Here is a 19,171-nt window from a genome sequence, read left to right as displayed (position 1 = left end):
ACGGACCCCGTCGGGCCAGCGGCCGTCACCGCCGATGCCGAGTACCCGCAGGAACGGGAAAGGGCCGGATCGTCCACGGACGATCCGGCCCTTCCGCGTCGATCAGGCGGCTGCGACGGGAGCAGGCCGCTGCCGGCGCAGGACGACGGCGAGGATCGCGGCGACGATCGCGGCCGCGATACCCACGATGCCCACGGCGACAGGCAACGGGGCCCCGGTGGCGGCCGTGATCGCGCCCATCAGCAGCGGCGTGAGGAACTGCCCGAAGAAGAACGATGCGGTCCACCAGCCGGTCGCCCGGCCACGCTCCTCGAACCGGGTCCGCGCCACCACCCACGTGACGAGCGAAGGCAGCAGGATGCCCGAGCCATAGCCCGCGACGATCGCGCCGACCAGCACCCCGGCGAAGCCGCCGAAGAGCCACACGATGATCATGCCGACGGCCTGGAGCCCGAACGCCAGCGGGAGCTGCAGCCGCGTGCCGGCCTTCGCGATCCGCGGGAAGGTGAAGGCGCCGCCCGCCGTGGCGAGCGAGGCGATCGCGGCGACCAGGCCGATCGTGGCCGTGTCGTCGGCGGCCACGCCGGTGCCGACGACGAGGTAGCTGACCTCGATGACCATGACGTAGAAGGTGAAGCCGGCGAAGACGGTGACCACGAGCGGCAGGCCGAGGATGCGCCACGGCACGCGGGCCTTCTCGCCGGCGGGTACGTGGAGGTCGGTGGAGTCGCCGCGGCCAGGCTCCCACAGCGAGAACACCATGGCGACGGCGATCGGGATCGCGATGGCGTAGATCCAGAACGGCGCATGCCAGCCCGCCGAGCCGACCGCGCCGCCGAGGGCGATGAACACGGTCGCGCCGAGGGTCGTGGCGACGGTCTGCAGGCTGAGGTACCTGTTGCGGCGGTGCTCCTCGTGGAAGTAGTCCACGATGAGCGTCGTGCAGACGGTCATGATGGCCGCTTCGAAGAGGCCCACGAAGGCACGGCTGATCAGGATGCCGGTCAGGTTGTCGAGCCACGCCGGCACCGTGCCGGCCACGGCGTAGGCGAACATCGCCACGACCAGCAGGGTCTTGCGACCGGTGCGGTCGATGATCTGCCCGGCGAACGGCGCGAACAGCGCGATCATCAGCGCCGGGATCGCGACGATCATCGGCACCAGCACGTCCGCGCCAGGCTCGTCGCCGAAGTGCGCGGAGAGCTGGGGCAGGACCGGAGTGATGAGGACGGACCCCATCACGGGCATGCAGCTGCCGGCCAGCAGGAGGGTCGCCTGCCAGGCTCCGGCGCGTCGAGTGGTCGTCGTCTGGGCGACCTCGAGGTTGGGCTTCGTCATTGAAATCTCCTTCGACTCCACCCTCATTGAAGGGGGTCCGAAGGCATCAGCGAAGATGGATTCGGTGATCGCGCACATCGATGGCGCGGATGCCGCCCGCAGCAAAAAGCCGCCTCCGCATGTTCTGCGGGAGGCGGCTCTTCTGTTGGTGCACCCCCTGGGACTTGAACCCAGAACCCACTGATTAAGAGTCAGTTGCTCTGCCGATTGAGCTAGAGGTGCGTAGTTCACAACGTGGCGAACCGAGGACCAACATTAGCATCACGATCGCGTCTCGTGAAATCGAGACGGGAACGCCCCGGCTATCCTTGATCCCGTGACCACCCCTCCCCCCTCGTCGACGTTCGACACGCCGTTCGAGGGCGATCTGGGGCCCGACCTCGAGCTGGCGCTGCAGCTGGCCGACGCGGCGGACGCGGCCTCCATGTCCCGCTTCGATGCCGCGGATCTCGACGTCCGGCTGAAGGCCGACGCGAGCCACGTGACCGAGGCGGATCTCGCGACCGAGCGGGCGCTGCGCGCGCTGCTCCAGAGCGAGCGCCCCGCCGACGGTGTCTTCGGCGAGGAGTACGGGGTCACGGGCGACTCGAACCGGCAGTGGATCATCGATCCGATCGACGGCACCGCGAACTACCTCAAGGGCATTCCGATGTGGACGACCCTGATCGCCCTTGCGATCGACGGCGTCCCGCGCGTGGGCGTGGCGAGCCAGCCCGCGATCGGTCGGCGCTGGTGGGCGGCCACGGGGCTCGGCGCATGGACCACCACGCCGTCGGGCGGCACCCGGCGTCTGGGTGTGTCCGCGGTCGATGCGATCGCCGATTCCAGCGTGAGCTTCCAGAGCATCGGACAGTGGCGGGATGCCGGCAAGCTCGACGCTCTGGAACGCCTCACGTCGGCGGTATGGCGCGACCGCGGCTACGGAGACGCGTGGCCGTACATGCTCCTCGCCGAGGGACGCCTCGAGTTCGTCGCCGAGTTCGGTGTCAAGGAGTACGACATCGCCGCTCTGGTGCCGATCGTGACCGAGGCGGGCGGCAGGTTCACGTCCTTCGACGGCCGTGACTCCCTGGCCGAAGGCTCCTCCCTCGCCACGAACGGCGTCCTCCACGACGCGTATCTCGACCTGCTCCACTCCCCCTGACACCCACCCGCCTCCCTTCCCCCACGGAGACCTCACCGATGCCTGCCCCTCGCATCCTCGGCACCGCTGCCGCCCTCGTCCTGTCTGCGGTCCTGCTGTCGGCGTGCGCCGCCGATCCGGACCCCGCACCCGAAGAGACGGGGAACGCTGCCACGCCGACGTCGGCCGCTCCCGAACCCTCGGCCACGGCCGATCCGGAGGCCGAGCCCGAGGCGGCCGAGGCCCCCACGTGCGACACCCTCATCGGGTCTTCTGTCGTCGCCGACTACGAGAGTGTCGGCTGGACATCGCAGGCGTCGCCGCTCTACATCGGCAGCACTGAGATCGAGGACGGACTGCAGTGCATGTGGGCCGATTTCGAGGGCCCCGCCGGCGACCACGGCGCGCTGTTCGGCTGGGCCCCGATCTCGGAGGATGAGGCCGCCGACGCGCAGGACGAGCTCGTCGCCCAGGGCTGGGTGCGCGAGGACGACGCCGCGGGTGTCTACATCACCGAGAGTTCCGAGACGGCGATCGCGCCGGATGCCGAGGGGTACGGCATGACGTACTTCTTCGCGGCCGGCTACGTGACCGTCTCCGACACCAAGCAGGGCCTGCTGCTGATCGAGTGGCCGAAGAGCTGACTCCCCCGCGCAGCAATCGAGCAGCACCCGCTGCACAGACAGCGCGTCGTCTCCGAAGCCGGCTCAACGCACCCCCACCAGCGCGAGCAGGCTCTCGAGGCCCTCGGGCGTGCCTGGCCAATGCCGCTCGATCGCGGGTCGCCCGGCGGTGCGGATGGTGTAGCGCAGCGCGATCGCGACGATGATGGCGTCGTCGGCGTAGCCGAGTACCGGGATGAAGTCGGGCACGAGGTCGATCGGCAGCAGCAGGTAGACCAGCAGCCCGCCCAGCCACCACCGAGTCCCCCGCGGCACCCGCGGATCGGCGACCAGCCGGCGCAGCAGCACGACGACGTCGGCGACGAGCCGCACGACCTGCCGCCAGTCCACATCCCGTCCGGCGCGACGGGCCTGCACCCACAGGATCAGCAGCAGCGCCGCCCAGAGCACAAGAAGACCCGTGAGCACCGCCAGTACCGCGATCGCCCAGTCCGGCATCCGCCGACTGTAACACCGCCGCCGCCCCTCGGCCGCTGACGGGCGAGCCTGAGCCTCTGCACCGCGTAGGCTCGGACGCTATGGCAGTCGGCGCGACGATGTACACCTTTGCGGTTCAGCTGGCCGACGTCGATCGGGGTGTCTACGAGGACCTGTCGGTCCGTGTGGCGCGGCATCCGTCCGAGACCGACGCCTTCATGCTCACCCGGGTGATGGCCTACTGCCTCGAGTACGAGGAGGGCATCGCGTTCAGCGAGGGCGTCTCGGCCACCGACGAACCGGCGGTGCTCGTGCGCGATCTCACCGGTGCCCTGGTCGCCTGGATCGAGGTGGGGGCTCCGGATGCCGCGCGCCTGCACACCGGCAGCGTGCAGGCCGAGCGGACCAGGGTCTACACGCATCGGGACCCGGCGAAGGTCGCCGCGCCATGGGCCGGGAAGCGGATCCATCGCAGCGACGAGATCCTGCTCCACAGCTTCGACCCCGGCTTCGTGGACGCCGTCACGGCCGTGCTGGAGCGCCGCAACACCATGACGGTGTCGATCACCGAGCGCCGGATCTACCTCGATCTCAACGCGACGAGCTTCGAGACGGACGTCCACACGCAGCCGGCCGCCTGATCTCGGTATCGCGGCTCAGTCCGGGAGGAAGTTCTCCCGGGCCAGCGGCGCGATCTCGAGCCCGTCTGCGTCGGCTCGCGTCACCCACCGCAGCTCTTCGATCTCGGCGCCGATCACCGGCTGCTGCGCACCGATGTCGGTCGCGAACACATCCGCGACCACCAAGAATCCGGGTTCGTTGGCCGCGGCGGCGGTGTACGAGCCGAGCGGCCGCAGCGCTTCCGCATCCACCGAGATCCCGAGCTCCTCCAGCAGCTCGCGGCTCAGTGTCTGGCTCGGAGACTCCCCCGGCTCGGGCTTGCCGCCGGGCTGCATGAACGCCGTCGTGCCGGCCTTGCGCACCAGCAGCAGCTCGTCGCGTTCGTTGACGATCACCGCAGCCGAGACATGGATGCTGCGGGCGCGGGTCGGGGCGGCGTCCGAAGTGGTCACGAAGGCACGCTAACAGCTCCCGTGCATGGCGCCCGGCGTAGAATCACGTGTGCTTCCCGATTCCTCCGCCCCCTCCGACCTGCCCCCCAGTGGCATCGACCCGGACGATCTGGCGACCACCCTCCGCGTGCTCGACAACATGGCCGGCCTCGACGAGACGCACCCCGACTTCGTCGCCGTGCGCCGCGCGACCGCGGCGATGTTCAAGGCCGTCAAGAAGGTGAGGCGGCGTGAGATCCGCGAGGCGATCGCGCAGGCCGACCGTGCGGTCGTCGCCGCCACCGCCACCGGAGCGCCCGACCGGATCGACGACGAGACCCGCGGCATCCCGATCTCGACCGCGACCACCGCCCCCACCGCCGGCACCCTCCTCAAGGCCCGCGGCTGCTACATCTGCAAGCAGCCGTACACCGTGGTCGACGCGTTCTACCACCAGCTCTGCCCGGCCTGCGCCGCGATGAGCCACGCCAAGCGCGAAGCCCGCACCGACCTGACCGGCAAGCGCGCGCTGCTCACGGGCGGCCGGGCGAAGATCGGCATGTACATCGCCCTGCGTCTGCTCCGCGACGGCGCGCACACGACGATCACGACCCGCTTCCCCCGCGATGCCGTGCGCCGCTTCAGCAGCCTGCCCGACGCGCCGGAGTGGATCGACCGGCTCAAGATCGTCGGCATCGACCTGCGTGATCCGGCCCAGGTCATCGGCTTGGCGGAGGATGTCGCGGCCGCGGGACCGCTCGACATCCTCATCAACAACGCCACGCAGACCGTGCGCCGTTCGCCGGGCGCCTATCAGCCGCTCGTCGACGCCGAGCTCGCGCCCCTGCCGGACGGGCCGCTCCCCGAGCTCGTCACGTTCGGCCACACCAACGACCGGCACCCGCAGGCGCTGGAGCGCTCTGTGACCGCCCACCCGATCCTCGCCGCGGCAGCCGCGCGCGCCGACGAACTGACCGAGCAGGCCATGGCCGCCGGATCCAGCTCGCTCGAGCGCCTTGCCGCAGGCACGGCGATCGACGCCGGCGGGCTTATCCCCGATCTCGACCACACCAACTCGTGGGTGCAGAGCGTCGACGAGGTCGACCCCCTCGAGATGCTCGAGGTGCAGCTGGCCAACACGACCGCGCCGTTCCTGCTCGTCTCGAAGCTGCGGCCGTCGATGGCGGCCAGCCCGGCGCGCCGCACCTACATCGTGAACGTGAGCGCGATGGAGGGCGTCTTCAATCGCGGGTACAAGGGTCCGGGGCATCCCCACACCAACATGGCCAAGGCTGCCGTCAACATGCTCACCCGCACCAGTGCGCGCGAGCTCTTCGAGACCGATCGCATCCTGATGACGAGCGTCGACACCGGCTGGATCACCGACGAGCGCCCGCACCCGACCAAGGTGCGCCTGGCCGAGGAGGGCTTCCACGCGCCTCTCGATCTCGTCGACGGCGCCGCGCGGGTCTACGACCCGATCGTGCGCGGCGAGGCGGGCGAAGACCTGTTCGGCGTGTTCCTCAAGGATTACGCCCCCGGCGCATGGTGAATCTGCCCGAGCCGGGTCATCGCGTGGTGGTGCGGTATCTGCTGCCGACCGGGCAGGCGACGGATGCGCTCGGCGAGCTGCTGAGCGCGGATGCCGAGACCGTGGTCGTCGACGGCAAGCGCGGCGTCGAGCGCATCCCACGCGGCGCCATCATCGCGGCGAAGGAAGTGCCGCCGCCGCCCGCGCCTCGACGGGCGGCAGCGCTGTAACGGACGCCTTCGCTCAGAAGCGCAGCAGCACCTTGCCGGCGCGTCCCGGCACGGCGCTCGCGGCCGCGGCGGCCCGCGCCTCTTCGAAGGGGTAGACGGCGTCCACCGGAAGCGCGACCTCGCCCGACCCGATGCGCTGCACGAGCTCGGCGAACAGCGCGCCCCGAGTGGCGGCATCCATCGTCCGGCTCACGGTGCTGCCCCAGAAGCCCTTCACCGTCGCCTGCTTGAAGATCAGGTCGCCGGCTGACAGCTTCAGGGTGCTCGACCCCATGGAGCCGAACGAGACGAGCGTTCCGCCTTCGCCGAGGAGCGACAGGAGGTCGCCGGCCGCGTCGCCGCCGACCGAGTCCACCGCCGCGCGCGGCGCATTCGCGCCCAGAATCTCTGCGGCGCGCTCGCGCCATCCGCCGGACTCGGTCGATACGACATCATGGATGCCGAGCCCCGCCAGTTCCGCCACTCCCGCGTCGCGCCGCACGAGCCCGAGGACGTGCACGCCGCGCGCCGCGGCGAACTGCGCCACGAGCCTGCCGACGGCGCCGTTGGCGGTGTTCTGCACGATCCAGTCGCCCGGCTTCACATCGAGGAAGTCGAGCAGGCTCAGCGCGCTGAAGGGCATGGATATGAGCTGCGCGGCGGTCTCGTCATCGATGGAGTCCGGGACGGGCACGAGGCCGGCCGCCTTGGCGACGAAGTACTCGCTCCACACGCCGAACGTGCCGCCCGTGGCCACGCGCTGCCCGACCTGCAGCTGCTCGACACCCTCGCCGAGCGCATCGATGACGCCGTAGGCCTCGGTCCCGGCGCCGGCAGGCAGCTCGGGCTTGAAGCCGTAGGTGCCGCGGATCGTCCAGAGGTCGTGGTTGTGGATCGGAGAGAGCACCGTACGCACCCGCACCTGACCCGCGCCCGGCTCGGGAAGCGGTCGCTCCGCGACCTCGAGGACGTCGGTCGCATCGCCGAAGGTGGAATGGATGAGTGCGCGCACGGTGGTGCTCCTAACGAGATCCATGACCGCCGGATGAGCAGCCACTCGGTGTTATAGCCCAGCCTCCCTCGAACTCATTCCCTCGCCATCGGGATGAGCCGTCGACCTGCGCTGCGGACACCGCCCGCCCGGCGGAAGGTTAGCCTGAGAGCGAACCACGAGAGGCAACCCGGGATGAGCACACGAGACACCCATGGCAGCACGCGCACGAGCTTGCGCACGGCCTGATCGCATGAGCGCACCTGCCAACGCCACGCGCCGCATCGAGCTGACGCTGCACAAGCCCTGGTTCGCCCTCTACGCCCGCATCAAGCCGACGCTCGTGGTCGCCGGCCGCGGCCAGCCCGCCCAGTGGGGACTCGGCACCTGGCAGGTCCCGGCCGATGAGACCGTCGTGGTCGGGGTGTTCCTGTTCAACCGGATGTGGCGCTTCGGTCAGGCCGAGTTCGCACTCGAGCCCCACCACGCGCCGGCTCTGCGCTACCAGGCACCGGCGCTGCCCTTCCTCCCCGGTCGGATCCACGTCGATACCCAGGGATCCACAGTCCCGGGATGACGGCGCCCTGAATCCGCCACGGCGGACGCCCGAGCATGGAGGCGACCCTCGAACAAGGAGCCGCCACCATGCCGAAGAACCTCGACATTCCCGTTCCCGACCTCACCGGCACACTCGCCCTCGTCACCGGCGCGAGCGACGGCGTCGGCTTCGAGATCGCCGCGCGCCTCGCGCGCGCCGGCGCCGATATCGTCATGCCGGTGCGCAGCCCGCAGAAGGGCGAGAGCGCCGCGACGCGGATCCGCGAGCGGACGCCGGATGCCGGCATCCGTGTCCTGCCGCTGGATCTGTCGTCGCTCGACTCGGTGTCGGCCCTCGCCGCTCGGCTCCTGGGCGATGGCCGCCCGATCGACCTCCTCATCGCCAACGCGGGCGTCATGGATCCGCCGACCCGCCGGCTGTCGGCCGACGGATTCGAGCTGCAGCTCGCGACCAACCACCTCGGGCACTTCGCCCTGACTGCTCAGCTGCTGCCGCTCCTCCGCGCCGGACGCGCGCACGTCACCAGCCAGGTGAGTATCGCCGCCGACCAGGGCGCCGTGAACTGGGACGACCCGAACTGGCAACACGGCTATGACCCGATGAAGGCGTACAGCTCGTCGAAGATCGCGTTCGGCCTGTTCGCGACCGAGCTGCAGCGGCGGTCGGATGCCGCCGGCTGGGGCATCCGCAGCAACCTCTCGCACCCCGGCATCACGCCGACGAACCTCCTGTCAGCGCAGCCGGGACTGGGCCGGCCGGACGACACCGCCGCGGTGAGGTTCATCCGTGCGCTGTCGCGCCGCGGCATCCTCTTCGGCACGCCGTCTTCCGCGGCGCTGTCGGCGGTCTACGCGGCGACGAGCCCCGATGCGCGAGGCGGACACCTGTACGGGCCGCAGGGATTCCGCCACCTGAGCGGACTGCCGGCGGAGCAGCCGCTGTACTCACGGCTGCAGAGCGAGGCGGACGGCCACCGCGTCTGGGAGCTGTCGGAGCAGCTCACGGGCGTGCGGGTCCCGGCGTGAACGCCTCTCAGAGAGGGATCCGCGATCCCTGGCTGCGCAGCGACGGATGCCGCAGACTCGGATGATGGACAGAGCACAGCTCGCCGACTTCCTGCGTCGACGGCGCGAAGCCCTTCAGCCCGAAGACGTCGGGCTGCGGCGGGGGCCCCGACGGCGGACGTCGGGCCTGCGCCGCGAGGAGGTCGCCGCGCTCTCCGACATGTCTGCTGACTACTACAGCAGGCTCGAACAGGCCCGCGGACCCCAGCCATCGGAGCAGATGCTCGCGGCGATCGCACGCGGCCTGCGGCTCACCCTCGACGAGCGCGATCACCTGTTCCGGCTCGCCGGTCACACCGCGCCGACCCGGACTCTGCGCAGCGAGCACGTGTCCCCCGGGCTCATGCGCGTACTGGACCGCCTCGCGGACACGCCGGCCCAGGTGATGACCGAGTTCGGCGAGACCCTCGCCCAGACGCCCGCCGCCCGCGCGCTGTTCGGCGACGAGACGCGGTTCGAGGGGTACATGCGCAGTGTCGGCTACCGCTGGTTCCTGGATGCGTCGGCACGAGACGTCTACCCCGTCGAAGACCACCCGATGCACTCGCGGGCCTTCACCGCCGACATCCGCAGCGCCTACGCGAAGTTCGGCGCCGCATCACGCGCCGGTGCGATGGTCGACGCGCTGCTCGCCCAGAGTCCGGAGTTCGCGCAGCTCTGGGAGGCGCACGAGGTGCGTTCCACGCACCCGCGCGAGAAGCGGCTGCAGCACCCCGAAGTCGGGGTGATGGACATGCAGTGCCAGTTCCTCGTCGATCCCGAGCAAGGTCAGACCCTCCTGGTGCTCACCGCCACGCCGGGCACCGAGAGCTACGACCGGCTGCAGCTGCTCTCGGTGATCGGCACGCAGCAGCTCTCGGCGGGCCGCTGAGACGTCGCCCCGCCCGTTGAGGGACGGGCAAGACGAAACGCCCCGATGATCGGGGCGTTTCGTCTGCCTGCGGTCGAACGACCGGCCGCCGGGGATCAGTCGCGCGGCGGGTTCGCCGGCAGCCACTCGTCCAGAGTCGTGTCGAACACCTGCACACCCTCCACCGGCATGAGCGTGCGCTCCTGCATGCGCGCGCCGAAGTAGGGGGCTTCGGGATCGGTCACGACCTCGCGCGGGTCGCCGCGGAACGCCAGGCCGCGCCGGACCAGCTCGTCGAGTCCCATGACCTCGGGACCGGCGATCTCCACGTCGGCGTTCAGCGGCGCACCGGCGGCGGTGCGCGCGACGGCCGTCGCGACGTCCTCTGCGGCGATCGGCTGCATGAGGTTGTTCGGCAGGTGGATGCCCTCGTTCTTGCCCGACACCGCGGCGATGCCGCCGATGAACTCGAAGAACTGCGTCGCGTGCACGAGCGAGTACGGGATGCCCGATTCGCGGATGAGCTTCTCCTGCGCCGCCTTGGCCGCGAAGTAGTCGATGTCGTTGGGCCGGTCGGTACCGACGATCGTCAGGGCCACGTAGTGTCCGACGCCCGCCTCACGCGATGCCGCGACGAGGTTGTTCGTAGAGGTGGTGAAGAACTCCATCACGTCGTCGGGCGCGAACGAGGGCGAGTTCGACACGTCGACCACGACATCCGCACCCCGCAGCACGTCGGCGAGACCCTCGCCGGTGATCGTGTTCACGCCGGAGTTCGGCGACGCCGGCACAGCGTCGTGCCCGTGCTCGGTGAGCTTCGCGACGACCTTCGAGCCGATGAGCCCGGAGCCTCCGATGACGACGATCTTTGCCATGATGTGCCTTTCGTTCGAGGAGCGCGGGGAGCTGTGCGCTCATCAGCTACGACAGGGCAGGCGTGCGATCTGTGACAGCCAGCCGTCAACAGCTCCAGCGGGTCAGCTTCTCAGGGTTCACGACGAGCCAGGCCTCTACGATGCGGCGCCCGCGCACACAGATGCTGAGCACTCCTGTCACCCGTCCCTCCCGGCATACGACGATGCCCGGCGCACCGTTCACCGAATCGACGCGCAGCACACAGCCGGGATCCACCAGCACCTCCACCAGGTACGCCCGGACGGCGGATGCTCCCTCCAGCGCGACGGGTGGCGCGGCCACGACGCCGCCACCGTCGACAGTGAGCCTCACTCCGGGATGGAGCATCCTTTCCACTCCGCGTGTGTCTTCGGCCTCAGCGGTCGAGAAGAGCGCCCGAACGACGCGCTCGTGCTGCACGGCGCTCGACCTCGAGCCCCGCGGTGAGCGATGCAGCCACGACGCGCCGGGTCGCCTTCTCACACTCCGACCTGGGCGACGTGCCCGAGCTTGTCCGGGCTCATCACCCAGAGCAGTTGACGGATGCCGTCCTCCGCCGCCGTCACCGTGACGATCGTCGTGACCTCACCGTTCTCCGACAGGGACGCTGCGGGCTGGCCGTTCACCTCGACCCAGTCGATGGTCTTGCCCCTCCAGAAATGACTGGAGAACGCCGCCACGAATTTGGCGACCCGGCTTCGTCCGGCGACCGGAATGCGTGCCGCCAGCTTGACGCCGTTGCCGTCGGTGTAGCTGATGACGTCCTCGGCGAAGAGTCGCTCGAGATCGGTCACGTCGCCCTTCTGCGCGGCGACCAGGAACGCCTCGAGCAGGCGCCGCTGTTCGGCGGCGGCGACTTCCGCCTTGCGGGCGGACGCGAGGTGCTTGCGCGCACGGCTGACGAGCTGGCGGGCGCTCGCAACGGTGGCGCCGATGACGTCGGCGATGCGCTCGTACGGGTAGTCGAGTGCCTCCCGCAGGATGTAGGCGGCGCGTTCGGTCGGCGTGAGCTTCTCGAGCACGAGGAGAATCGCGAACTGCAGTGCTTCGCCGCGTTCGGCGCCGAGGGCCGGGTCGGCGTCGGTGTTGACGGGCTCCGGCAGCCACGGCCCGATGTACGTCTCACGACGAGCGTGTGCGGACTGGGTCGCGTTGATCGACAACCGCGTCGCGACCGTCGCGAGGAACGCGGCCGGTTCACGGATGTCGGTGCGATCGGCGTTCTGCCATCGGATCCAGGTCTCTTGGACGATGTCTTCGGCGTCTGCCACCGTCCCGAGCATGCGGTAGGCGATGCCGAAGATCCGGCGCCGGTGCTCGTCGAACACGGCGACCGCCGCCGCGATGCCGTCGACGTCGCCCTCGGCTCCAGCCGTCTGTCCCGTCATATCCGCCGTCCCTTTCGCCGCGCTCAGCGTACGCCCGCGGCGGACGGCAGCAGCAGTTCGTCCCCCGCACGCGGAGCCACCTGCCAGTCGTGGAAGCGCGTCTGGGCGATGGCCGCATCGCGGCCGGGAAGCAGCTCCCAGCGATCGAGTTGCGCGCCGAAGTAGGTCGCAAGCGGGTCGGCGACCACCTCCCGCTCGTCGCGCCGGAACCGCAGCTCACGCTCGGCGAGATAGCCGAGCTCGAACACCTCGGGACCGGCGTGCTCCGTGACCCCGCCGGTCGGGCGCGCGAGGGCGGCGCGGGCGACCGCCGTGGCGACATCGTCGGCGGCCATCGGCTGGATGAGGGCATCGGAGACGTGAGCGATGCCACTGCGGGTGGCGGCATCCGTGATGCTGCGGATGAACTCGAAGAACTGCGTCGCGTGCACGATCGAGAACGGGCGACCCGAGGCTGTCAGAAGGCGCTCCTGCTCGGCCTTGGCCTGGAAGTACCCGCCTTCCGAGAGGGCGAGGCGGTCGGTGCCCACCACCGACAAGACGACGTGGTGCCGCACGCCGGCCGCCGCGCCGTAGGTGAGCAGATTCAGCGTCGATCCGTTGAAGAACTCGCGGGCGCCCGCCTCGTCGGTATAGGACGAGTTCGACACGTCGACGATGGTCTCCACTCCGGCGAGCGCGTCGGCCAGTCCCTCCCCCGTGAACGAGTTCACGCCGACCGCGCGTGCGACGACGACGACGTCGTGCCCGGTCGCCAGCAGTCCGGCCACGACCCGTGAGCCGATCAGCCCGGTTCCCCCGATGACAGCGATCCTCATGTCGAACCCTCTCTGTTCATCGCGCGCGGGAGGCGCACGTCTCCAACTGAGACCGGATGCCACGACCATCTGTGACACGTTCTGCGCGTTTCGGCGGATTTCGGTTCAACGGTCACATCCGCCCACGGCGGTCGGTCTTGGCTGACAACACCGCACGTCCACCCTCGAAAGGAACAGACATGTCCGAGCAGAAGCCCACCATCGTCCTCGTCCACGGCGCGTTCGCCGAGTCATCCTCGTGGAACGGCGTCATCGCGCAGCTGCAGCAGCACGACGTCGACGCGGTCGCGGTGGCCAACCCGCTGCGCAGTCTGGCGGGCGACGCCGGCTACGTGCGCGATGTGCTCGCATCGATCGACGGCCCGATCATCCTCGTCGGCCACTCCTACGCCGGGCTGGTCATCACCGAGGCGGCCGCGGGCAACGACGCCGTCGTCGGTCTCGTCTACGTCGGCGCGTTCGTGCCCGAGACCGGCCAGAGCGCGTTCGACCTCTCGAACAGCGCGCCCGGCAGCACCCTCGGCGACGCGCTCGTCGCGTACCCGGTGTCGAGCGGGGGCAACGAGTTCGCCATCCGTCCGGAGCTCTTCCACCACCAGTTCGCCGCCGACGTCTCGGCGGAGGTCGCCGCTCTGATGGCTGCGACGCAGCGCCCGGTCACCCAGGCCGCACTGTCGGAGGGTCTGCCGACCGAGCGCCCGGCGTGGCGCGACATCCCCTCGTGGCACGTCTTCGGCGAGAAGGACCTCAACATCCCGGTCGCCGTGCACCGCGCCGGCGCCGAGCGCGCAGCCTCCAGAGGCACGCACGAGATCGCCGGCGCCTCGCACGCGATCTCGGTGTCGGAGCCCGCTGCGGTCGCGGCGACGATCGCCGAGGCGGCCAAGGCCTACGTCGCGAGCCTCTCCGCGGCGGCGTGACAGATCCGCGGCGCCCCGGATGACGGTCCGGTCTCCGGGGCGCCGCCCCACTCGAGAGGCACCCGCATGCTCACCCCATTCCGCACTCCCCTGCGCACCGTCGACGCCGGCGAGCTCACCGTCGGCTACATCGACGGCGGCGACCCCGCCGCCGAGCCGGTCGTTCTGCTCCACGGCTTTCCGTACGACATCCACAGCTACGTGGACGTCGTGCCGTTGCTGACGGATGCCGGCTACCGCGTGCTCGTCCCCTATCTCCGCGGGCACGGTGCGACGGCGTTCCGCGAGGCCCGCACCATCCGCTCCGGGCAGCAGGCAGCCCTCGGGGCCGACCTGCTCGCGTTCATCGACGCCCTCCACCTGGAGCAGCCGATCCTCGCCGGCTACGACTGGGGCGCCCGCGCGGCCTGCGTCGTGGCCGCTCTCTGGCCCGAGCGTGTGGCAGGACTGGTGTCGGTCAACGGCTATCTGATCCAGGACATCTCGGCAGCCGGCATTCCGCTCCCGCCGGGTCTCGAAGCCGGATTCTGGTACTTCTGGTACTTCGCGACCGAGCGAGGCCGCGCCGGCCTCTCACAGGACCCGAGCGGGATCGCCGACGTCATCTGGCGCCGCAACTCGCCGGCGTGGACGTTCGACGACGCCGCCCTGGCGCGCGCCGCTGCTGCGTTCGACAATCCCGACTACGTCGACGTCGTCATCCATTCATACCGCCACCGGCTCGGCCTCGAACCAGGTGCCCCTCAGCACGTCGACCTCGAGCGCCGCCTCGCCGCGCTGCCACCGATCGCCGTTCCGACGATCACGCTCGACGGCACCGCCGACGGCAACTTCCCTGCGACCGACGGCTCGCAGCACGACCGGTTCTTCACCGGCCCACGCCGGCATCGGCAGATCCCGGAAGCGGGACACCACTTGCCCGCCGAAGCACCGCACGCATTCGCCGAGGCGGTCCTCGACGTCGCCGAGCCGCCGGGCGACGGCGCCGGAACCCCCTGACCACGAAGGAGAAGCAATGTCATCGGATCTGCACGTAAAGGTCGCACTCGTCACCGGTGCCTCCTCTGGAATCGGTCGTGCCACCGCGCTCGCCCTCTCACGCGCCGGGGCGACGGTCGCCGTCGGGGCTCGCCGGGTCGACCGGCTGAAGGAACTCGTCGAGTCCGCGCCTGGGGAGATGCTCGCCGTGCATCTCGACGTCACCGACGAGCAGTCGATCACGGATGCCGTCGCCGCTGTCGTCGAGAAGTTCGGCCGCCTTGACGCCCTCGTCAACAACGCCGGGCTGATGCAGAGCGGCATGATCGTCGGTGCCGACACCCGCGAGTGGGTGCGAATGGTGGAGACGAACCTGCTCGGCTCGATGTTCGCTGTGCACGCGGCACTCCCTCACCTGATCTCCTCGAAGGGCGCGGTCGTGCAGGTCTCTTCGACGGCGGGCCGCACGGCGTCTCTCGGCAGCGGCGCCTACGCCGCCACCAAGTTCGGCATCACTGCATTTTCGGAGTCGCTCCGGCAAGAGGTGACCGCGCTGGGCGTGCGGGTGATCGTGATCCAGCCCGGCTTCGTCGCCACCGAGCTGACCGACCACATCACCGATCCCGTCATGCGGGCTGCGGCTGCGGAGATCGGTCAGTCGATGCGCCCGCTTGCCCCGCAGGATGTCGCCGAGGCTGTCGTATACGCACTGAGCCAGCCGGCTCACATCTCCGTGAACGAGATCCTGGTGCGGCCGACCGACCAGGTGCGCTCATGAGCGGCACGATCTGAGGCATCACGTGCCACGGCGTACACCGACACCGGCATCGGGGCGTCACGGCTCTCGTCGTCTGTTCCGTCGCTGCCGCCGTCTACGCTCGGGGCATGCGGTGCGTCGCCTTCATGCGGAACGTCAATCAGGGTCAGCGCGGCCATCCCTCGACGAGCGACATCGTGGCGGGGTTCGCCGACGCGGGATGCTCCGACGTCCAGACCTTCCAGAGCAACGGCACCATCCTGTTCGACTCCGACGAGCCCGCATCGGTGGTCGAACAGGCAGCGGACGCCGTCGCGGCGCGGTCGGGCCATGAGCGGGAGATCCTCTGGATCCCGCTGTCCGAACTGGCGGCGATCGTCGACGATTACTGCGCCACGCCGGAACCCCGCCGGTTCGAGTTCACGCTGCACAGCGGCGCGATCATCGACCCGGACGATGCCGGAGTCGTCAGCCTCGCCACGGAGCATCGGTGCTCCATCGTCGCGGCCGGGAAGGGATGGGCTCTCGTCCGCAACGTCGTCGAGGGCGAAGGCCACGCGACCCCCGTGCTCGAGAGCCTCACGGGGCGCCGGGCGACTTCTCGGGGGCTGCCGACGGTGATCCGGCTGGTCTCTCGCTTCGGTCGGTGAGGAACGCCGCAGGGCGCGGCATCCGTCGGCCGTCGTAGGTGGCTCGTCGGGCGGGCGCAACCGGGTGTCGGCGCCGTTCGAGCGCACCTAGGCTCGCGTGACATGAGCGTGAACGTCCGCGACCACGACATCGTCCTGCTCGGCGCCACGGGATTCGTCGGCACGTTCACCGCGCGACACCTGGCACGATCGGCGCCCGACGGCGTGCGGATAGCGCTCGCCGGGCGATCACGCTCCCGCCTGGAAGACGTACGCCGCGAGCTGGGCGTCGACTGGCCGATCATCGAGGTGGACACGACCGACGAGACGGCCGTCACGCGAATGGCTGCGTCGACGTCCGTCGTCGCGACGACCGTCGGCCCCTACCTGCGCTACGGCATGGAGGTCGCGGCCGCGTGCGCACGCGAGGGCACCTCATACGCGGACCTGTCCGGCGAGAGCATCTTCGTCGCGCGCAGCATCCAGCGCAACCATGACGCTGCAGAGAAGACCGGCGCGAGGATCGTCCATTCGTGCGGCTTCGACTCGATCCCGTCCGACCTCGGCGTCGGCCTCGCCCATGCAGCCGCCGGCGGCGTGCCGATCGTCGCAGCGACGCTGCGGGTGCGGTCCCTGCGCGGGGGCATCAGCGGCGGGACGATCGAATCGCTGCGTCAGCAGATGAGAGAGGCGAAGACGGATCCCTCCGTCCGGCGCCTCATCGGGAACCCCTACGCGCTGACACCTGGGCCGTCCGTCCGCCTGCCGGGCCATGCCGGCAGCGGGTGGGGCAAGGAGCGAGGCACCTGGCAGGCACCCTTCATCATGGGCGCCTACAACCAGCAGATCGTCCAGCGCAGCAACTACCTGACGGGGTGGAGCTATGGCCAGCTCATGCGGTACCGCGAGGTGGTGACGACGGGACGCGGCGTCGCCGGCTTCGCTTCGGCGGGGGCGATCGGTCTCGGCACGGCGGCCTTCGTGGGCGCCATGTCGTTCGCACCGACCCGCGCGATCCTCGCTCGTGCGCTTCCCGCACCGGGCGCCGGCCCTGGTTCGGATGCCGTCGAGCGCGGGCGCTTCGTCCTCGATGTGGACGTCTATCCCGTGGAAGGCGAGCCGGTACGCGCACGGGTCGCGGCGCCGTTCGATCCGGGCTACGGCGGAACGGGCATCATGCTGGCAGAGTCTGCGCTGAGCCTGACGCTCGACGAACTGCCCGATCGCGCCGGCGTGCTGACACCGATGGTCGCCATGGGCGAGAGGCTGGCGGAGCGGTTGCGGGCTCACCGATTCACGCTGGCCGTAGCCCCGCTGAGCTGATCTCCGCCGACGAAGCGGCGGTCGTTCGGTCTTCCGCTTCCAGCACCCGCGTCAGCCCGCGGAAGTCCCGCAGCAGAATGCGCCTGAGGACGAAAGTCGGCAGCAGGGCTACCAGCCGGAGCCAGCCGGCGACGTCGCCCGCGTAGTCGGCGAGAACGCGTGTGCCCTCGCCCTCTGCCACGCACACGTACTCGACGCGCGAGTTCCACGGTGACGTCGAGTGCCAGACCACGCGGTGTTCGGGCTCGATCACCTCGAGCACGTCGGCGAAACGCACCTTGAACGGGCCCAAGATGCGGTCGACCGCCCACCAGCGGCTCCCGATCTCGGGCAGCCCCTCGCCGATCCGCTGTCGGAACTCCACGGCCGGTGCGAACTCCGGCCAGCGTGCCGGGTCGGCAAGGTACGGAAACACCCGCGCTGGAGGATGGGAGAGCCGCACGTCCAGGCTCACGCGCCGCCACATCGTCGTCACACCATCTCGGGCACCGGGCGGTCGGGATAGAGCTCCCGCATCGCCTGGTCGTACTTGCGCTTCATCAGCACGAGATACAGCAGGCGGATCGGCGCGGGGATGTTCTCGCGCATCCACTCTTCGCGCTCGTCCTCCGGCACACTCGCGATGAGCAGCCCGACCTGCAGCGCCATCACGTCCTTGCCGAGCTCCTTCCGGTGGGCGGCCAGGGTCTCGCGCGTGTGCTTCTCCATCCAGTCCCACTCCTGCTGCGACATCACGACGCCGGCGACCGGCATGATGTCGTCCTCCTCCTGCTGGAGGTGCGCTTTCAAGGTGTCGCGCAGCGTCTCGATGTCGCCGGCGAACGTATCTCGAAGACCGGGATCGGCGGTGGCGACCCAGGGCGCCAGCTGCGGCTCGATGCGGGCGAGCTGTGCAGCGACCTCGGCATGCTGGGCGCGCATCTGATCGACATGCAGCGCACACCCCGGATCCCGCGACGTGAGCCGGTCCCACAGCGCGATGTCCTCGGTCTCGTGATGCATGTGCAGCGCGTAGAAATCGAGATGCGCGTAGCGGCCGACGATCGCCGCACGCTCGACATCCCCAGCATCCACCTCGCGGATCAGCAGCGGCAGCTCGCGGTAGAGCCAACGCAGGATGCGATGCACGAGAATCAGACCCGACGTGTCGCACCCCGCGTGCTGGCCTTCAGGCAGTGCTCCCGACGACGGCAGTTTGGCAGCCATGTCGTACCCCCAGTTCCCCCGCCGACGCCGGGCTCGTCAGCAACGAGGGGCGCAGACAGCCGCACGATACACCCGTGGCGGGTCGGACATCACCCCATGTGAACGCGCACGCCACGGGACCGCGCGCAGTACGAGACGTGCCGCGTCCGAGTGGCGAGAAGTCGGTCAATCCCCGCGTGTGTGGTCTTTCACGTCAGGTTGCGCGCGCATGATGTCTGCGAGTTCCTCCTCCGGGCGCGGGGCGACGGTCTCGTCGACCTCGAGTTCCGGGATGCTCGACTCGCCAGGAGCAGGAACGTGATTCGGAGCGGCGTGTGCGTCGTAGCTGGACACGGGCATTCCTTCCGTCGGCCGCATTGGTAGCGTACGCCGCACGCCGGACGGCGAGGAGATCTCGGTCCACGCGACATGGACACGATCGCCTCTCTCCCGACAACCGAA

23 protein-coding genes and 1 tRNA gene are annotated in these 19,171 nt (G+C 69.9%); 13 read left to right on the top strand and 11 right to left on the bottom strand.

The window, feature by feature from the left end; genetic code table 11:
- Nucleotides 1-102: 102 nt before the first annotated feature.
- Both Q9R08_RS05680 and Q9R08_RS05675 read right to left on the bottom strand, forming a co-directional pair.
- Nucleotides 103-1,338 (bottom strand): MFS transporter, encoded by a 1,236-nt coding sequence (locus tag Q9R08_RS05680; protein ID WP_308866908.1) that lies wholly within the window; start codon nucleotides 1,336-1,338, stop codon nucleotides 103-105.
- Nucleotides 1,339-1,484: 146 nt separating this feature from the next.
- Nucleotides 1,485-1,560, bottom strand: a tRNA-Lys gene (locus Q9R08_RS05675).
- A gap of 94 nt (nucleotides 1,561-1,654) precedes the next feature.
- Here Q9R08_RS05675 and Q9R08_RS05670 point away from each other — a divergent pair.
- A complete protein-coding gene (locus Q9R08_RS05670; protein WP_308866906.1) occupies nucleotides 1,655-2,482 on the top strand; it encodes an inositol monophosphatase family protein in 828 nt (275 codons plus the stop codon).
- A gap of 38 nt (nucleotides 2,483-2,520) precedes the next feature.
- Entirely contained in the window at nucleotides 2,521-3,105 is a 585-nt protein-coding gene (locus Q9R08_RS05665) for a hypothetical protein (protein ID WP_308866905.1), read from the top strand.
- Nucleotides 3,106-3,168: 63 nt separating this feature from the next.
- Here the strand turns inward: Q9R08_RS05665 and Q9R08_RS05660 are convergent, their stop codons facing one another.
- Nucleotides 3,169-3,582 carry a YkvA family protein gene (locus Q9R08_RS05660; RefSeq protein ID WP_308866904.1) on the bottom strand — a complete coding sequence of 138 codons (414 nt, stop codon included), beginning with the start codon at nucleotides 3,580-3,582 and terminating at the stop codon, nucleotides 3,169-3,171.
- 80 nt (nucleotides 3,583-3,662) lie between these two features.
- On the opposite strand from Q9R08_RS05660, the gene Q9R08_RS05655 reads away from it, so the two are divergent.
- Nucleotides 3,663-4,202: a YaeQ family protein gene (locus tag Q9R08_RS05655; protein ID WP_308866903.1), complete on the top strand. Its 540-nt coding sequence runs from the start codon at nucleotides 3,663-3,665 to the stop codon at nucleotides 4,200-4,202.
- 15 nt (nucleotides 4,203-4,217) lie between these two features.
- Here the strand turns inward: Q9R08_RS05655 and Q9R08_RS05650 are convergent, their stop codons facing one another.
- Nucleotides 4,218-4,634 carry an NUDIX hydrolase gene (locus tag Q9R08_RS05650; protein WP_308866902.1) on the bottom strand — a complete coding sequence of 139 codons (417 nt, stop codon included), beginning with the start codon at nucleotides 4,632-4,634 and terminating at the stop codon, nucleotides 4,218-4,220.
- Between the two features lie 25 nt (nucleotides 4,635-4,659).
- Here Q9R08_RS05650 and Q9R08_RS05645 point away from each other — a divergent pair, with 25 nt between their 5' ends.
- Both Q9R08_RS05645 and Q9R08_RS05640 read left to right on the top strand, forming a co-directional pair.
- Complete coding sequence (locus tag Q9R08_RS05645) at nucleotides 4,660-6,165, top strand: SDR family NAD(P)-dependent oxidoreductase (RefSeq protein ID WP_308866901.1); 1,506 nt, start codon at nucleotides 4,660-4,662, stop codon at nucleotides 6,163-6,165.
- Entirely contained in the window at nucleotides 6,159-6,374 is a 216-nt protein-coding gene (locus tag Q9R08_RS05640) for a putative acetyltransferase (protein WP_308866900.1), read from the top strand. Before Q9R08_RS05645 ends, Q9R08_RS05640 begins: the two co-directional genes overlap by 7 nt.
- Nucleotides 6,375-6,387: 13 nt before the next feature.
- Here the strand turns inward: Q9R08_RS05640 and Q9R08_RS05635 are convergent, their stop codons facing one another.
- A complete protein-coding gene (locus Q9R08_RS05635) occupies nucleotides 6,388-7,365 on the bottom strand; it encodes a zinc-binding dehydrogenase (RefSeq protein ID WP_308866899.1) in 978 nt (325 codons plus the stop codon).
- Between the two features lie 232 nt (nucleotides 7,366-7,597).
- On the opposite strand from Q9R08_RS05635, the gene Q9R08_RS05630 reads away from it, so the two are divergent.
- The 3 genes from Q9R08_RS05630 (at nucleotide 7,598) to Q9R08_RS05620 (ending at nucleotide 9,838) form a co-directional block, all read left to right on the top strand.
- The gene (locus tag Q9R08_RS05630; RefSeq protein WP_308866898.1) at nucleotides 7,598-7,921 is read left to right on the top strand and encodes a hypothetical protein; all 324 of its coding nucleotides are present in this window, start codon (nucleotides 7,598-7,600) and stop codon (nucleotides 7,919-7,921) included.
- A gap of 68 nt (nucleotides 7,922-7,989) precedes the next feature.
- Nucleotides 7,990-8,928: an SDR family oxidoreductase gene (locus Q9R08_RS05625; RefSeq protein WP_308866897.1), complete on the top strand. Its 939-nt coding sequence runs from the start codon at nucleotides 7,990-7,992 to the stop codon at nucleotides 8,926-8,928.
- A gap of 61 nt (nucleotides 8,929-8,989) precedes the next feature.
- Nucleotides 8,990-9,838 (top strand): helix-turn-helix transcriptional regulator, encoded by an 849-nt coding sequence (locus tag Q9R08_RS05620; RefSeq protein ID WP_308866895.1) that lies wholly within the window; start codon nucleotides 8,990-8,992, stop codon nucleotides 9,836-9,838.
- Between the two features lie 95 nt (nucleotides 9,839-9,933).
- On the opposite strand, the gene Q9R08_RS05615 is transcribed toward Q9R08_RS05620, so the two are convergent.
- The 4 genes from Q9R08_RS05615 to Q9R08_RS05600 form a co-directional block, all read right to left on the bottom strand.
- Entirely contained in the window at nucleotides 9,934-10,692 is a 759-nt protein-coding gene (locus tag Q9R08_RS05615; protein WP_308866894.1) for an SDR family oxidoreductase, read from the bottom strand.
- An 85-nt stretch (nucleotides 10,693-10,777) separates the two neighbouring features.
- Complete coding sequence (locus tag Q9R08_RS05610) at nucleotides 10,778-11,044, bottom strand: sigma-70 family RNA polymerase sigma factor family protein (protein ID WP_308866892.1); 267 nt, start codon at nucleotides 11,042-11,044, stop codon at nucleotides 10,778-10,780.
- Nucleotides 11,045-11,190: 146 nt separating this feature from the next.
- Nucleotides 11,191-12,099, bottom strand: coding sequence for an RNA polymerase sigma-70 factor (locus Q9R08_RS05605; RefSeq protein WP_308866890.1), 909 nt, complete (start codon nucleotides 12,097-12,099; stop codon nucleotides 11,191-11,193).
- A 23-nt stretch (nucleotides 12,100-12,122) separates the two neighbouring features.
- Nucleotides 12,123-12,917, bottom strand: a complete 795-nt coding sequence (locus tag Q9R08_RS05600) for an SDR family oxidoreductase (protein ID WP_308866889.1) — start codon at nucleotides 12,915-12,917, stop codon at nucleotides 12,123-12,125.
- 179 nt (nucleotides 12,918-13,096) lie between these two features.
- On the opposite strand from Q9R08_RS05600, the gene Q9R08_RS05595 reads away from it, so the two are divergent.
- The 5 genes from Q9R08_RS05595 to Q9R08_RS05575 all read left to right on the top strand — a co-directional run bounded on the left by Q9R08_RS05595 (nucleotide 13,097) and on the right by Q9R08_RS05575 (nucleotide 17,524).
- Entirely contained in the window at nucleotides 13,097-13,837 is a 741-nt protein-coding gene (locus tag Q9R08_RS05595; protein WP_308866888.1) for an alpha/beta fold hydrolase, read from the top strand.
- A 66-nt stretch (nucleotides 13,838-13,903) separates the two neighbouring features.
- Nucleotides 13,904-14,836 carry an alpha/beta fold hydrolase gene (locus Q9R08_RS05590; RefSeq protein ID WP_308866887.1) on the top strand — a complete coding sequence of 311 codons (933 nt, stop codon included), beginning with the start codon at nucleotides 13,904-13,906 and terminating at the stop codon, nucleotides 14,834-14,836.
- A 16-nt stretch (nucleotides 14,837-14,852) separates the two neighbouring features.
- Nucleotides 14,853-15,593 (top strand): SDR family NAD(P)-dependent oxidoreductase, encoded by a 741-nt coding sequence (locus Q9R08_RS05585; protein WP_308866886.1) that lies wholly within the window; start codon nucleotides 14,853-14,855, stop codon nucleotides 15,591-15,593.
- Between the two features lie 107 nt (nucleotides 15,594-15,700).
- The gene (locus tag Q9R08_RS05580) at nucleotides 15,701-16,222 is read left to right on the top strand and encodes a DUF1697 domain-containing protein (RefSeq protein WP_308866885.1); all 522 of its coding nucleotides are present in this window, start codon (nucleotides 15,701-15,703) and stop codon (nucleotides 16,220-16,222) included.
- 102 nt (nucleotides 16,223-16,324) lie between these two features.
- Nucleotides 16,325-17,524, top strand: coding sequence for a saccharopine dehydrogenase family protein (locus tag Q9R08_RS05575; protein ID WP_308866884.1), 1,200 nt, complete (start codon nucleotides 16,325-16,327; stop codon nucleotides 17,522-17,524).
- Here the strand turns inward: Q9R08_RS05575 and Q9R08_RS05570 are convergent.
- Both Q9R08_RS05570 and Q9R08_RS05565 read right to left on the bottom strand, forming a co-directional pair.
- Nucleotides 17,496-17,978 carry an SRPBCC family protein gene (locus Q9R08_RS05570; protein WP_308866883.1) on the bottom strand — a complete coding sequence of 161 codons (483 nt, stop codon included), beginning with the start codon at nucleotides 17,976-17,978 and terminating at the stop codon, nucleotides 17,496-17,498. The genes Q9R08_RS05575 and Q9R08_RS05570 overlap by 29 nt on opposite strands.
- Before the next feature lie 17 nt (nucleotides 17,979-17,995).
- The gene (locus tag Q9R08_RS05565; protein ID WP_308866882.1) at nucleotides 17,996-18,730 is read right to left on the bottom strand and encodes a hemerythrin domain-containing protein; all 735 of its coding nucleotides are present in this window, start codon (nucleotides 18,728-18,730) and stop codon (nucleotides 17,996-17,998) included.
- Between the last annotated feature and the right edge of the window lie 441 nt (nucleotides 18,731-19,171).

The sequence above is a fragment of the Microbacterium psychrotolerans genome (genome assembly GCF_031085295.1).
GTDB lineage: Bacteria > Actinomycetota > Actinomycetes > Actinomycetales > Microbacteriaceae > Microbacterium > Microbacterium psychrotolerans.
This window is presented reverse-complemented; position numbering and strand designations above follow the sequence as displayed.